A 13199-nucleotide genomic window follows, 5' to 3' on the forward strand; every position below is an offset into this window, starting at 1 on the left:
CTTCCACTCGACCGCATCGGCGGCGCGGCCGTCGGTGCCGAGCCCGCCGCCCTGCACGCGCAGCGCCTTGATGCGCGCGACGACGCGCTCGGCCTCGTGCTCCTCGCCGTCGCATTCCACGACACGCACGGGATCGCCCTCGCCGAGCTCGCTCCACAGCTTCTTCGGGAAGATCTTCGGGTTGAGCGCGATCACCGCGTTGGCCGCGCGCAGGATGGCCTCGGTGGAGCGGTAGTTCTGCTCCAGCGGAATGACCTTGAGCGACGGGAAGTCCGCGGGCAGCCGCTGCAGGTTCTCGATCGTGGCGCCGCGCCAGCCGTAGATGCTCTGGTCGTCGTCGCCCACCACGAGGACGTTGCCGTGCTCGCCGCCTAACAGAGAGATCAGCCGGTACTGCGCGCGATTCGTGTCCTGGTATTCATCCACCAGGATGAACTGGAAGCGGCGCCGGTACTCGGCCAACCGGTCCGGATGCTGTTCCAGCAGGCGCACCGGCAGCACGAGCAGGTCATCGAAGTCCGCGGCGTTCGCTTCGCGCAGCGCCCGCTCGAGCAGCGGATACACCACGGCCGCGGCGCGCTCGACGGGATGCAGCGCTCGCGCGGCGTACTCCTCCGGCGTCACCAGCGCGTTCTTGGCGTCGGAGATCTCGGCGCGCAGCGCCTTTGGCGCCCACTCCTTGGTGGAGATGCGCGCCTGCTCCATCATCCGCCTAACGAGCGCGAGGCTGTCGTCCTCGTCGTAGATCGTGAAGCTCGCCGTGCGTCCCACCAGCGGCGCTTCGCGGCGCAGCATCCGCGCGCCGATCGCGTGGAACGTTCCCGCCCACATACCTTCCGGTTCCTCGCCCAACAATCGCGCCACGCGCTCGCGCATCTCGCCTGCCGCCTTGTTCGTGAACGTGACCGCAAGAATGTGCCGCGGATCCACGCCGTGGTGCTCGATGAGCCGCGCGATGCGCGTCGTGAGCACGCGCGTCTTCCCGGAGCCCGCACCGGCGAGCACGAGAATCGGTCCCTCGAAATGCAAGACTGCCTCGCGCTGCGCGTCGTTGAGCGAGGCCAGCACGTCCGGCGAGATGGCGGTGCGACTCATCCCTGAAGTATAATGTCGAACGCCGCGCCTTTCTCGGACGGCGCGAGCACGAGTCGACCGCCGTGATTCTCTTCCACGATGCGCTTGGCGAGCGAGAGTCCAATCCCCCACCCCGACTGCTTGGTGGAATAGCCCGGCTCGAAGATGCGCGCGCGCAGCTCGCGCGGCACGCCGGGACCATCGTCGGCCACGCGCACACGCACACGGTCGGGATCGAGCCGCTTCGTGGTCATGTACAGTCGGCCGCCGCGGCCCGCGAGCGCATCGAGTCCGTTCTTGACGAGCACTTCGAGCGCCCATTCGAGCAGCACCTCATCTCCTTCGATCACGATCGGCTCGTTCGCGCGCGACGCCACGAGCGTGACCGCGTGGGCGAGCGTCGGCACGCGCGCCTGGAAATACGCGCCGACGCGCACCACCAGGTCGCCGAGGTCGAGCTTGTCGCGGCGCGGCGGCCGGCCGATGCGCTCGAAGCGATGCGACACGCGCTCGAGCCGCTCCAGGTCCGCCTCCATGTGCCGCGCCGCCGATGCCGAGACCTCATCGTCCGCATGATCGCGCAACAGCTCGATCCATCCGCTCAAGCTCGAGAGCGGCGTCGCCAACTGGTGCGCCGATTCGCGCGCCATGCCCGCCCACACGCGTTCGCGGTCGGCGCGGCTTCGCGTGCGAATCACGTACACGATCGCGGCTCCCGTTAGGACGAGCAGCGATGCCAGCAAGAGCGGAATGAAGCGCAGGCTCGTGATGAGCACGCTGTCGCCGAAGTGCACCTTGCCGATGCCGGGCTCGATTACGGGGGCGTTCTGTTTGTCGAGCGATGCGACGTAGGTGCGCACCCGCGGATCGGTGAGCGGCGCCGAAAACGGTAGATTCACCGCCGCCGTGGGCATTCCCGCCGTATCGGTGATGACGACCGGCACGCCCAGCTCGTTGATCTGCTGCGACAGCGCGAGCAACGCGGTGTTGCCCGATTCTTCGGTCGGATCGGTGAGCGCTTGATACACTCGCGCGTACATCGCGCCGTAGCGTCCGGCGTCGCGCCGGAGCTCGCGGACGACGCGCCGCGAGTACACGGTGTACGCGCTGAGAAGGACGGCGAGCAGTCCTCCGAGCACGACGACCGTCGCGCTGCGCCGCATGGGCGTTAGCCGAGCGTGTCCGCGCCCAGGTAGGGACGCAGCGCTTCCGGCACGGCGACGGTGCCGTCGGCGCGCTGATGGTGCTCGAGCAACGCCACGATCGTGCGCGGAAAGGCGAGCCCCGATCCGTTGAGCGTGTGCACGAAGCGCGGCTTCTCACCGGGGCCGGGACGGTAGCGAATGTTCGCGCGCCGCGCTTGAAAGTCCGTGAACGTGGAACACGAGGACACCTCGAGCCACGCGCCGACGCCGGGTGCGAACACCTCGAGGTCGTACGTCTTGGCGCTCGAGAATCCGGTATCGCCGGCGGCGAGAATCTTCACGCGATACGGCAGCTCGAGTTTTCTGAGCGCCGTTTCGGCGTGCGACGTGAGCAGCTCGAGCTGCGCGTCCGAGTCCTCCGGCCTCACGTACCGCACGAGCTCGACCTTGTCGAACTGGTGCACCCGGATCAGGCCGCGCGTGTCTTTGCCGTGGGCGCCAGCCTCGCGGCGGAAGCATTGCGAGTACGCGGTGAGCGCCATGGGCAGGTCGCCGGCATCCAGCACTTCGTCGCGATAGAGGTTGGTGACCGGAACTTCGGCGGTCGGAATGAGAAAGAAGTCGTCGCTGGTGACGTACGCATCCTCCTCGAATTTGGGCAGCTGGCCGGTGCCGGTCATCGAGCGGCGGTTGACCAGCGTGGGCACCCACACTTCCTCGTAGCCGTGTTGGCGCGTGGCGAGGTCGAGGAAGAACGCGAGGAGCGCGCGCACGAGCCGCGCGCCGCCGCGGCGAAAGACGATGAAGCCCGAGCCGGCGATCTTGGCGCCGCGCGGCAGATCCAGGATGCCTAACTGCTCGCCGACTTCCCAGTGCGGCCGGACGCCATCGTGCGACCGCGGCTCGCCCCACGTGCGGAGGACGCGGTTGGCCTCCTCGCCGCCCTCCGGCACGTCGCCTAACGGAATGTTCGGCAGCTCGTATTGCAGCCGCTCGAGCTCGGCGAACTGCGCGTCGTAAGCGTGCTGGAGGGCGGCGATCTCATCGCCTAACGCGCGGGTGCGGGCGATGACCTCCGACGCATCCTCGCCCGCCTTCTTGCGCCGGGCCACGTCCTGGCTGGCCGCGTTGCGCGCCGCCTGCTTCTCCTCGATCTGCCCGAGCAAGGCGCGCCGCTCGCGGTCGAGCGCTTCGGCCCGGTCGATCACGGGCCCAAGCATCTCGAGCTTCCCGCGACGGCGCATCCCGTCGCGAAGCGCCGCGATGTTCTCGCGCAGGAGCTTCAGGTCGTGCACGTCAGAATGTGGGGAGGCCTTCCTTGAACGATCGGAATCCGCAATTCGGGTCCACCACGATGCGGAAATAAATCGTGTTGCCCGCCGGATTCGTGAGCTCGTTGAACGGCGTGTAGTTGATGCTGTCGATGACGATCTTGGAATAAATGAACGTCTGCGACGTCACCAGTTGGACCGCGCACGCGCTCGACGCGGCCTGAACGACCAGGATCGTACCAACCTTGAGCGGCACGACCGTGCTGTCGTTGTAGGTCACGTTGGGCGCGAACGTGATCGCATCGAACGCCTGCGTGGAATCGACGATGAAGCCCGCGTTGCCGAACGACGCCACCGCGCGCGGCGGCTCGGCGTACGCCTGCGGATTCCCGAGGCTGTCCGGCCGAATGTCGAACACGATGTCGTAGTGCGTCGTCGGGCTCGTCGTGACGAGCTGGGGTCCGAACGTGTTGAGTGCGGTGGGCGCGTTGGTCGGCGCCTGCGTCAACCCGTACACGGCCAGCGTGTCGGCGATGACGTCAACCGTGGCGTGTACGGCGAACGGATTGCCGCACGCCGACGTCGCGAGCACGGCAAGAGCGCCAAAGGTCAAGACCAGCGATCTGGCCGGCATGTGGCTGTGCAATGGTGAACTAAGCATCGTGGTGGATGGCGGAACGATACCGACGCGGCGGTGCGGTTTCAAGTTATTCTCCGTGCTTGACTTCACATACATCCGGGTCTAGCTTCGCAGCACTCGAAGCCGGAGTGATGATGCCTACGATTCGCGATTTGGTGGCCGCACTGCGCCAACGCGATGGTGTCGAGGCAGCCGTTGTGTTGGGTCGCGACGGTTTGCTCATCGACAGCCAAACGGAGCCAACCGTGGACGCGGAGCGCGTCGCGGCGCTGATCCCGTCCATCGTCGCCGCTGCCGACGAATACGGCTCGCACGACGAACGCGGCTCGCTCACCACTGCCGTGCTCGAGTTCGCGCAAGGCATCGCGATCATCTCGGTGCTCAACAACGACGCCATTCTGGTCGTCCTCGCCAAGGCCACGGCGAACCTGGCGCCCCTGTTGTTCGAACTGCGGCGCAACCGCGAGAACATCGCCGCGCTTGTCTGAGATGCCCGTCGAAGCCGAGCGGCTTCACGTGTTGGTGGCGGACGACGAGCCGCACATCGGCCGCATCATCAAGATGAAGCTCGAGCAGGGGCCGTTTGCCGTCACGCTCGCGTACGACGGACGCGAAGCCTTGGATGCGCTCGCCCAGGACAGCGACGTCGCACTCGTGATGCTCGATCTCATGATGCCGCATCTGTCCGGACTCGATGTGCTGGCGCGCATGCGCTCGGATACGCGCTGGCAGCGCCTGCCGTGCATCATCCTCACCGCGGCCGGCCAGGAACAACATCACAGAGAAGCAATGGCCCTCGGCGCGAGTGAGTTCCTCACGAAGCCGTTCAGCCCCAAAAAGTTGTATGCACGCGCCGCGGATCTGCTCGGCGTGGGAGACGACGTCGAGCCTTCCGGAGAGCTGAGGACGCCCGAGTCGTGAGCCGTTGGGCCGTCATTCTGGCCGGGGGCTCGGGCACGCGATTCTGGCCGCTCAGCACGCCCGAGCGACCCAAGCAGTTGCTCCCGCTCGCGACGAGCGAACCGCTGCTGGTCGATGCGATCCGCCGGTTAGGCCCGCTCGTGCCGGGGGAACGCACGCTCATCATCACATCGGCCGCGCTGGCCGACGCCGTTCATGCGGTGGTGCCTGCCCTGCCCCGCGCGAACATCGTGGGAGAGCCGCGCGCCGCGGGCACGGGGCCGGCGCTCGCGTGGGCTGCGGCGGACATCGCGCGACGCGACGCCGACGATCCGGTGATGATCTGCGTCCACGCCGACTGGTCCATTCGCAACGACGACGGATTTCGCGAGACGCTGTCGCGCGCGGCGGCGGTCGCCGAACGCCACGGTGCGTTAGTCACCGTCGGCATCGTGCCCGAGCGGCCCGATCCGGGGTTCGGATACATTCAGCCCGGCGAGCACGTCACGGGCGCGCGGCGCGTCGCGCGATTCGCCGAGAAGCCCGATCGGGCGACAGCCGAGCGGATGATGTCCGAGGGCTATCTCTGGAACTCCGGCATCTTCGTGTGGCGCGCGCAGGATTTTCTGGCCGAGATCGCCTCCCACACGCCGGAGATGTCGTCCGCGTTGCGACACGCGTCCGCGGGCGACATGAATGCCTTTTATTCCGCGGTCACACCGGTGACGGTGGACGAAGGCGTGCTCGAGCGCAGCCGCAACGTGCTGGTGATCCCCGGCGAATTCGGATGGGACGATGTCGGCACCTGGGCGGCGCTCCGGCGCGTGCACGAGCGCGACGCTGCGGGCAATGCAGTGAGCGGCGATGTGCACCTCGTGCGGGCGCGGGACTGCGTCGCCTACGCCGAAGAGCAAACCGTGGTGCTGTATGGAGTGGCGGACCTCGTGGTCGTGGCGCGCGACGGTCTCACGGTCGTGACCACCACCGACGGCGCGGCCGACCTCAAGTCCCTCATCGACGCGTTGCCGGCGCACGTGCGGGACCGCCGGTGACCGCCTTCTACCTGTACGACGACGCCCAGGCGCGCGCCATCGCGCCGTTCGCGCTCACCCGTCCGTTAGGCGAAATGCGCGCCGGCGCGGAGCTGGTGCGCCGCCGCTGGGAGCTGGCGTTCGGCACCTCCGCGGCGGGCGCCGTCGTCGCGCCCCACCTCGACGCCTTCGACGAACCCGGTGCGCCGGCCGCCGCCACCGGCGTCCTGCCGGCGCGGGCGGTGCTGGTGAACAGCCGCTGCGTCACTCCGTTAGGCTGGAAGGCGCGCGACGCCGATGTCTGGACCTGCGCCGGGGCGATCGCCGCCGTCCGGCTGGCGCGCGACACGCCGGTCTCCGAGCTCGATCGCGGCGAGGCGCCGCTGGAATCGTTGGGCGCCGCCGGATCGCGCGTCGAACCCGTCGCGGGCCGATGGATCACGGCGGTGTGGAGCTTCATTGCCGACCTCGTCGCCCAGCTCGCAGAGGACATCGCGGTGCTCGGTCCGCTCGCCGCGAGCGCCGAGCCCGCCGGCGCGATCGTCATCGGCGCGCGGCCGATTTACGTCGAGCCGGAGGCCGTCATCGAGCCGGGCGTGGTCTTCGATGTGAGCGCCGGACCGGTGCTCGTGCGGCGCGGCGCAATCGTGCGCGCGTTCACGCGCCTCGTCGGGCCCTGCGTGGTCGGCGCCGGCGCTACCGTGCTCGGCGACCGCATCAACGGATGCGCCATCGGCGACGGTGCCATCGTCCGCGGCGAGCTGAGCGAAACGATCGTGCTCGGCCACTCCAACAAGTCGCACGATGGATTCGTCGGGCATTCGTACCTGGGGCGCTGGGTGAACCTGGGCGCGGGAACGATCACCAGCAACCTGAAGAACACGTACGGCCCGGTGCAGATGTGGACGCCTAACGGAGTGCGGGACACGGGCCTCCTGAAGCTCGGCACCATGTTCGGCGACCACGTCAAGACGGGCATCGGACTCCGCCTGACCACCGGCACCGTACTCGGCGCCGGCAGCAACGTGTACGGCAGCACCATGCCGCCCAAGGTCGTGCCGGCCTTCTCGTGGGGCGAGGGGGATGCGTTAGGCAATTACCGCCTCGACAAGTTCCTCGAGACGGCCGAGCGCGCCATGGGGCGGCGCGGCATGTCGTTGGGCGAGCGCGGACGCCGCCTGTTCGGCGACGCGTACGCGGTCGCGTCCGGCGTCGCCGTATGAGAGCGTGGGCGCTGGGCACCGGCAGCTCGGGCAACGCGCTCGTCCTCGAGGCGGGCGACGGCCGCGTGCTCATCGACGCCGGCTTCCCGCCGCGCGAAATGGCACGCCGGCTTCGCGCGCTCGACATCGCGCCGGAATCGATCGAAGCGCTCATCCTCACGCACGAACACCACGATCACGCGCGCGCCGCGGCCTCATGCGCGACGAAATGGCGCTGGCACACGTACGCGAGCGCGGGGACGTGGCGGTCGCTGCATCGCCCGCGAACCGGCACGTCGTTCGTCAGCGGCGCGACGCTCGATCTCCGCACGATGTCCGTGCGCACGATGCGCATCGCGCACGATGCCGCCGAGCCCATCGCACTCGTTGCGACGGCGCGCGAATCCGGCGAGCGCCTGGGCGTCGCGTACGATGTCGGACACGCGACGCGCTCGCTCGTCGACGCACTCTCCGGACTCGATACGCTCATTCTCGAGTCCAACCACGATGAAGGATGGCTTCGGGCGGGACCGTACCCGCCGAGCGTGTGCGAGCGAATCGCGGGTCCGTTCGGCCACCTGAGCAACCGCGCCGCCGGCGCCGTGGCCGCCGCGTGCGCGCATCGCGGCCTCACGACCGTGGTGCTGGCGCACTTGAGCCGGCGATGCAACAGCCCGGAGTTGGCGCACGCGTCGATGCGCGCCGCGTTGGGCAGGACCGCGTTTCGAGGGCGACTCTACGTGTCGGAACAGGACCGCCCGATCGCGATTGCGCTGACCGACGAGCGGGCACGGCAGATGTCGCTCAATTTGTGATCTGGACGCGTGCGCTGGAGCGCCGTACATTGGCGCGAACGAGAAGCCGCCGGCCCGCGGTTTGGAAGAGAGACGTCGCGCGCAAGGAGAAGTCGACCGCGTACGCTCGTACCACCGGGACCGGCGGCTTATCGCATCTGCACGAGACGCGATCGCTGCTGCAGCACTCTGGATTAGTACGATCGGCGCAGAAAAGCGTTGCATCTCGGTCGCCGCGTCCGCCGCGTCAGGGCGGGCGCACCCCGTCGAACAGCAGCGCATAGGAACGCACGCGATCGAGATAATCGGCCGCCTCGATGCCCGCTGGGCCCAGGTCGGCGAGATGCGCTGTCCACTGCGCGCCGTATCGGGCGACGAGATCGTGCACGACGAGGTAGCCGCGGTTGTAGCTCACGATCACGAGGTTGGCGAGCTGATCGTCGTCCAGCGGATGGCCTGCGGCAATGGCGCGGCGGGCAAAGCTCCCGTAGCCGCCGGGCCAGGTGTTGGTGGTCCATTTGTCGACGAGCATGCGCAGCCAGAACACGGCGGCGCGCGCGCCTAACGCAGGATCGAACAGGTATTCGCTGCGCGAGGTGAGCACGCCGGCGGCGAGGAGCGAATCGATCGTGGCCGCCGACGCCGGCGCGTCGTGCACGAGCGGCGACCGCGGCCAGCGATGGATCTCGCGGCGCATCCAGGCGAAGCGGTCGGACGTCGCCATGGCGCGCAGGTCGGTGTCCGCCGCGGCAGTGAGCTGCGCGATGCCCAACGCAGCGGCGGCGCTCACGGCCAGCGAATCGCCGCCGCTCTCCTTGGCCAGGAGCGCGGCGGCGACCCCGGGATCAATGCCTAACCGAGTGTCGTGCGACCATCGCACGAGGCCGGGCGCGATGCGGCGCCACACCGCCTCGTAGCGGACCGTGTCGGCCACGCGCGGGCTGCCGTTGGCGTTCCGGAGCGCCGATGGCGCGACGTCGTGGAGTGTGACGCCGGCGCGTACGCGCACGTGGACCTGCGCGGCGCACGCAGGCGATGCCAGGCACATCGCGGCCAGCGCGACGGCGGCCGCCCATTCGACCACGCGCCGGCGGCGGTCACGGGAAGTCACTCTGCGCCGCATCCGGCGACGATGCGTCCCACACGACGGGGCCGATCGACGGCGGCAGGCTGCCCGAGAACGGCGCCGGCGTCGCGGATACGTGCGCCAACAGATCCGTCAACCGCCAGCGCGACGTGCTCAGCGTCCAGATCCACGTTTTCTGGGGCGACAGCACGGCGCCGCTCAACCACAGGCGGACGGCATCGTTGTCGGCGTCGTAGTAAAACGTCGACCGATAGACGGCGTTGGCGTACGCCTGCACGTCGGTGCGTGCGACGAGCGGCGTGCGAAAGGTCTCCCATGTCACTCCGTCGACACTGCGGGAAAAAAACAGATCGTCGGCCGCACAGCCGGCGCCGTCGGGATAGGCGGCGAAGAGCGCCCAGTATTCGTGCTTGCTGGGAATGTACTGCACGTCGAGATGCCACGGCACGAAGCCGGGCTGGATGAGATCGACGGCCGATGGCTGCGACCAGTGCAGGCCATCGGCCGACGTGCGCCGCTCGACGACGGTCGACTGCGCCTGACAGCCGCCCTTCACCGCATTCACGGACCACATGACCCAGACGCCGCTCGGCAGGCGCACGACCGCGGGCGACACGATGGCGATGCCCGTCGCGTGCACCACCGACACCGGCGCCGACCAGTGTTCGCCGTCCGCGCTCGCCCGCATGCGGATGTCGTCGGCGTTGTTCTGCGTTAGGCGGTAGTACATCCGCAGTTCGTTGGACACCGGATCGAACACGAGGTCGGGATCCGAGTTGTGCGCCGGCGATGGCGGCGCGGGCACCAACGGATTCGTGACGCGCGGCGGCACGATCCAGCGGCGCGCGTCGTCAGTGAAGATCGACGGGTTTTCCAGGTTGGCGTTCCCGTTCGGGTACGGCGTGGCCGTCAGCCAGAACTCGTGGCCCGCGAAGCCGCCCGGAAAGACCGCGATGTCGGGGTGCACGAGCTGGCCCGAACCATCGTAGGTGGGCAGCGGGACGTTGCAGACGGTCTGGAGCCCGTCGCACACCGGCACGGGCGGCGCCGGGATTTCGTTAGGCGGAGGCGGCGGCGGGGGTGGCGGCGGATGCGGCGACGCGGCATCGCTGCACCCCGCGCCCGCCAACAGGGCAAGGACGCCGACGACGGCGAACGACGCACGGCGGGCAGCGGCGCCCGCGCGAAGACGACCAGCATGATCGCTCATGATTCCCGGCGGTGGGATCTCTCGCAAAATCGCCGTGCGTGCGTGACAGTTCCGCTGCGTGCGGCCGTCGCGGCGAGTTGACACGAATCTGACACATGACGCGCAGGTGACTGTGCGCGCCACACTCGCGTTCAGAACGGTATACCCGCACGGAACCGATTTTCGTCACATCGGGTATTTGCGTTAGTCAACTGTCGTCGCGAGCCGACGACCACGCACATTCAGGCGGACAATCTATGACTCGCACGTATGGCGCTGCGGTGCTTGCGGCAGGACTCCTGGCCTCGTCGGCCTGCTTCCCCGGCAATTCTGCGTATCTCGCCCAGGCGCCGGGTCCCTCGGCGCAGGCAGACACGAACGCACCGGTCAACCAACAGCAGTTGCCGGGTGTGGTCGAGTATGACACCGAGGCTTTGCCCAACCAAATCGCGAAGCGACGCGCCGATGCCTACAAGAAGATGACGCAGGCGTGCCACGGTCCGTACAAGATCGAGAACGAAGGGCCGGTGCTGCTCGACGGTGGGCGCGATGCCTCACCGACGTGGGTGATTCACTTCGCCTGCGCCGCCCCGGACTCGACCGCGTCATCGCAGCACTGAGGAAGCGGCGCGAAAGGTGACCGGAGCGAAAAACGGGGACCCGCGTCGCGCGGATCCCCGTTTCCGTTAGACCGAGAGCCTGGGCTCAGTACATGCCGCCCATGCCGCCGCCCGGCGCTGCCGGCGCGGCCGATTTCTCTTCCTTCTTCTCGACGACGATCGCTTCCGTCGTGAGCAGGAGTCCCGCGATCGACGCCGCGTTCTGCAGCGCCGTGCGCGTCACCTTGGTCGGATCGATGACGCCCGCGTTCATCAGATCCTCGTACGTGTCAGTGAGCGCGTTGTAGCCGAACTTGTCGTCCTTCGACGCGCGCACCTTCTCGAGCACGATGGAGCCTTCGCCACCCGCGTTGTGCACGATCATGCGGAGCGGCTCCTCCACGGCGCGACGGATGATGTCGACGCCGATCTGCTCATCGCTGTCGAGCTTGATGCCCTTGAGCGAACGCTGCGCACGAATGAGCGCGACGCCGCCGCCCGGCACGATGCCTTCCTCGACGGCCGCGCGCGTGGCGTGCAGCGCGTCCTCGACGCGGGCCTTCTTCTCCTTCATCTCGGACTCGGTCGCGGCGCCGACGTTGATCACCGCAACGCCGCCCGCCAGCTTGGCCAGGCGCTCCTGCAGCTTCTCCTTGTCGTAGTCCGACGTCGACTTGTCGATCGCGACGCGGATCTCGTTGATCCGGCCCTCGATCTTCTTCTCGTCGCCCGCGCCGTCGATGAGCGTGGTGTTGTCCTTGTCGATCACGATGCGCTTCGCATGACCGAGGTCGGAGAGCACCGCGTTCTCGAGCTTGAACCCGACTTCCTCGCTCACGACCTGTCCGTTCGTCAATACCGCGATGTCCTGCAGCATCGCCTTGCGGCGGTCGCCGAAGCCGGGCGCCTTGACGCCGGCCACCTTGAGCGTGCCGCGGAGCTTGTTGACGACCAGCGTCGCCAACGCCTCGCCCTCGACATCCTCGGCGATGATGAGCAAGGGCTTGCCCATCTGCGCGACCTTCTCGAGGACCGGGAGCAGGTCCTTCATCGAGGAGATTTTCTTGTCGTGGATGAGGATGTAGGCATCCTCGAGCACCGCTTCCATCTTCTCCGGATCGGTGACGAAGTACGGCGAGAGATAGCCGCGGTCGAACTGCATGCCGTCGACCGTCTCGAGCGTCGTCTCCAGGCCGCGAGCTTCCTCGACCGTGATGACGCCGTCCTTGCCGACCTTCTCCATTGCCTCGGCGATCAGGTCGCCGATTTCCTTGTCGTTGTTCGCCGAGATCGTGCCGACCTGGGCGATTTCTTTCTTGCCGCTCGTGGGAACGGAAATCTTCTTGAGCTCTTCCACGATTGCGGACACGGCGCGGTCGATGCCGCGCTTGATGGCCATCGGGTTGGCGCCGGCCGTGACGTTCTTGAGGCCTTCGCGGAAGACCGCCTGCGCGAGCACGGTGGCGGTGGTGGTGCCATCGCCGGCGAGGTCGGACGTCTTGGTGGCGACTTCCTTGACCATCTGCGCGCCCATGTTCTCGAGCGGATCGGCGAGCTCGACTTCCTTGGCGACCGTGACGCCGTCCTTGGTCACGGTGGGGGCGCCGAATTTCTTGTCGATGACGACGTTTCGTCCCTTGGGGCCGAGCGTGACTTTCACGGCTTCGGCCAACTGATCGACGCCGCGCTTGAGCGCCGCGCGCGCCTCAGTATCGAAATGCAGTTCTTTGGCAGCCATAGTTCCAGTGGGTGAAAGAATCCTGTGTGTGAGTGGTTACCGGCGCTATCGTTAGGCGCGCCGAGTGACCGTTAGGCGATCACCGCGAGGACGTCCGATTCGCGGAGAATCAGGTACTGCTCGCCATCGATGGTGACCTCGGTGCCGCTGTACTTTCCGTACAGGACTTTGTCACCGACTTTGACATCCATCGGGACGCGCTTGTCCTTTTCGAAGCGGCCCGGTCCGACGGCGACGATCTCGCCCTGCTGGGGCTTTTCCTTCGCCGTGTCGGGGATGTAGAGACCGCCGCGCATCTGCTCCGATTCCTCGAGAGCCTTGATGACGACGCGATCGGCCAGCGGATTGACCTTCACCGCGGTGGCACTCTTGGTGGCCATAGGTCGCCTCCCTCCTCCAGTATGGGTTGCACGAAATGCTCGATTGAGCGGTGTTAGCACTCTTGCACTGCGAGTGCCAGACAAAGGGAAGATAGCGGCTCTTGCTCCAGTGTCAATCCGGCCAATTGCAGCCGTCGTGCCCGCTAAGT

Annotated in this window: 14 protein-coding genes; 6 read left to right on the forward strand and 8 right to left on the reverse strand. The window is 67.6% G+C overall.

Features of this window, described 5'->3' with window-relative positions; translation table 11 throughout:
• From VFW04_18020 to VFW04_18035, 4 genes are all read right to left on the reverse strand, one after another.
• Positions 1-1095 (reverse strand): UvrD-helicase domain-containing protein (locus VFW04_18020; protein ID HEX5181232.1); only part of this gene is annotated, 1095 nt, incomplete at its 3' end.
• A complete protein-coding gene (locus VFW04_18025) occupies positions 1092-2237 on the reverse strand; it encodes a HAMP domain-containing sensor histidine kinase (GenBank protein HEX5181233.1) in 1146 nt (381 codons plus the stop codon). The genes VFW04_18020 and VFW04_18025, both read right to left, overlap by 4 nt.
• A gap of 5 nt (positions 2238-2242) precedes the next feature.
• Positions 2243-3514 (reverse strand): serine--tRNA ligase, encoded by a 1272-nt coding sequence (gene serS / locus VFW04_18030; protein ID HEX5181234.1) that lies wholly within the window; start codon positions 3512-3514, stop codon positions 2243-2245.
• 1 nt (position 3515) lies between these two features.
• Positions 3516-4124, reverse strand: coding sequence for a hypothetical protein (locus VFW04_18035; GenBank protein ID HEX5181235.1), 609 nt, complete (start codon positions 4122-4124; stop codon positions 3516-3518).
• A 140-nt stretch (positions 4125-4264) separates the two neighbouring features.
• On the opposite strand from VFW04_18035, the gene VFW04_18040 reads away from it, so the two are divergent.
• From VFW04_18040 to VFW04_18060, 5 genes are read left to right on the forward strand one after another with little or no spacing between them, the layout of a single operon-like run.
• The gene (locus VFW04_18040; GenBank protein ID HEX5181236.1) at positions 4265-4618 is read left to right on the forward strand and encodes a roadblock/LC7 domain-containing protein; all 354 of its coding nucleotides are present in this window, start codon (positions 4265-4267) and stop codon (positions 4616-4618) included.
• Between the two features lies 1 nt (position 4619).
• On the forward strand, positions 4620-5051 hold the full coding sequence (locus VFW04_18045) for a response regulator transcription factor (protein HEX5181237.1): 432 nt from the start codon (positions 4620-4622) through the stop codon (positions 5049-5051).
• On the forward strand, positions 5048-6082 hold the full coding sequence (locus VFW04_18050) for a sugar phosphate nucleotidyltransferase (GenBank protein HEX5181238.1): 1035 nt from the start codon (positions 5048-5050) through the stop codon (positions 6080-6082). The genes VFW04_18045 and VFW04_18050 overlap by 4 nt, the downstream gene beginning before the upstream one ends.
• Positions 6079-7284, forward strand: coding sequence for a putative sugar nucleotidyl transferase (locus VFW04_18055; protein ID HEX5181239.1), 1206 nt, complete (start codon positions 6079-6081; stop codon positions 7282-7284). The genes VFW04_18050 and VFW04_18055 overlap by 4 nt, the downstream gene beginning before the upstream one ends.
• Positions 7281-8078: an MBL fold metallo-hydrolase gene (locus tag VFW04_18060; protein ID HEX5181240.1), complete on the forward strand. Its 798-nt coding sequence runs from the start codon at positions 7281-7283 to the stop codon at positions 8076-8078. The genes VFW04_18055 and VFW04_18060 overlap by 4 nt, the downstream gene beginning before the upstream one ends.
• 226 nt (positions 8079-8304) lie before the next feature.
• Here the strand turns inward: VFW04_18060 and VFW04_18065 are convergent, their stop codons facing one another.
• Together VFW04_18065 and VFW04_18070 are read right to left on the reverse strand one after the other, a co-directional pair.
• Complete coding sequence (locus VFW04_18065; protein ID HEX5181241.1) at positions 8305-9168, reverse strand: transglycosylase SLT domain-containing protein; 864 nt, start codon at positions 9166-9168, stop codon at positions 8305-8307.
• Positions 9155-10354, reverse strand: coding sequence for a hypothetical protein (locus tag VFW04_18070; protein ID HEX5181242.1), 1200 nt, complete (start codon positions 10352-10354; stop codon positions 9155-9157). The genes VFW04_18065 and VFW04_18070 overlap by 14 nt, the downstream gene beginning before the upstream one ends.
• A gap of 236 nt (positions 10355-10590) precedes the next feature.
• Between VFW04_18070 and VFW04_18075 the strand changes: the two genes are divergently transcribed.
• Positions 10591-10953, forward strand: coding sequence for a hypothetical protein (locus tag VFW04_18075; GenBank protein HEX5181243.1), 363 nt, complete (start codon positions 10591-10593; stop codon positions 10951-10953).
• 85 nt (positions 10954-11038) lie between these two features.
• Here the strand turns inward: VFW04_18075 and groL are convergent, their stop codons facing one another.
• Together groL and groES are read right to left on the reverse strand one after the other, a co-directional pair.
• Entirely contained in the window at positions 11039-12670 is a 1632-nt protein-coding gene (groL, locus tag VFW04_18080; GenBank protein ID HEX5181244.1) for a chaperonin GroEL, read from the reverse strand.
• A 71-nt stretch (positions 12671-12741) separates the two neighbouring features.
• Positions 12742-13026 carry a co-chaperone GroES gene (groES, locus tag VFW04_18085; protein ID HEX5181245.1) on the reverse strand — a complete coding sequence of 95 codons (285 nt, stop codon included), beginning with the start codon at positions 13024-13026 and terminating at the stop codon, positions 12742-12744.
• Between the last annotated feature and the right edge of the window lie 173 nt (positions 13027-13199).

It is taken from the genome of Gemmatimonadaceae bacterium, from assembly GCA_036273715.1.
GTDB lineage: Bacteria > Gemmatimonadota > Gemmatimonadetes > Gemmatimonadales > Gemmatimonadaceae > JADGGM01.